Annotated in this window: 1 protein-coding gene; it reads right to left on the bottom strand. The window is 68.7% G+C overall.

Annotated features, from left to right (window positions below; all coding sequences use genetic code 11):
* A partial coding sequence (locus UWG_RS0129175; RefSeq protein WP_016910729.1) for an IS110 family RNA-guided transposase occupies nucleotides 1–1,096 on the bottom strand: 1,096 nt, incomplete at both ends.

A 1,096-nucleotide genomic window follows, 5' to 3' on the forward strand; every position in this document is an offset into this window, starting at 1 on the left:
GAAGAGTCTCTTGTCACGCAGCATGGCCCACAGCACGTCGACTCGCCGTCGGGCGAGCGCGAGCAGGGCCTGGGTGTGGAGCAATCCTTCGGAGCGTTTCCGCAGGTAGTAGTCGCGAGAGGGGCCGGGTCGCATCATCGCGGTCTGTGCGGCCATGTAGAAGATGTGCCGCAGGCGCCGGTTGTAGCGTTTGGGCCGGTGGTTGTTGCCGGTGCGGCGGCCGGAGTCCCGGGCGACCGGGGCCAGGCCGGCGTGGGAGGCAAGGCGGCCGGCGTCGCGGTAGCCGGACAGGTCGCTGACGATGGCGACGAACTCGGCTCCCAGAATCGGGCCCATGCCGGGCAGGGACTCGATGATTTCCGCACGGTCGTCGGCGCGGAAGGTTTCGCGGATCTCCCGGTCGTTGTCCTTGATCCGCTTGTCCAGGGCCAGGAGTTGGTGGGCGAGGTCGCAGACGAGCTTCGCGGCCCGCTTCTCACCAGGCAGGGCGATCTGCTGGGACTGGGCGGCCTCGACGGCCTTGGCCGCGACGGTGCCGGCGCTGCGGACCTTGCGGCGTTCCAGCCAGGTCGTCAGTCGCTTGACGTCGATCCTTCGCAGAGCGGCCGGGGTCTGGTACTCGGTCAGCATGACGACCGGGCCCTTGGCCGCGGAGTAGTCGAAAGCCCGCTCCAGTGCCGGGCAGATGCCGACCAGCAGGTCACGGAGCCGGTTGATCAACCGGACCCGGTCAGCGATCAGGTCAGCCCGGTGGTGTGTCAGTACCCGGAGGGCGGAGACCAGCTCCGGGGGCGTGTCCAGGATCGCGAAGCCCTTCGGGCGCATGCGGGCCTGGTCGGCGATGACTCGCGCGTCCTTGGCGTCAGTTTTGCCTTCGCCCTGGTAGGCGCCGGACATGCGGTTGACTGTGCGGCCGGGCACGTAGACCACGTGCTGGTCGTGGGCAACCAGCAGGGCCAGCAGCAGTGTGGACGCCCGGCCGGAGATGTCCACTGCCCACCGCACCTCGTCGGCCCACTCGCGGGCGGTCTCGATGAGCGTGAGGATCTGGGACTCGTCGTTGATGACCTTCGTCGAGAACAGCCTCTCGCCGTCC

The sequence above is a fragment of the Streptomyces xiaopingdaonensis genome, from assembly GCF_000262345.1.
Taxonomy (GTDB): Bacteria; Actinomycetota; Actinomycetes; order Streptomycetales; family Streptomycetaceae; genus Streptomyces; species Streptomyces xiaopingdaonensis.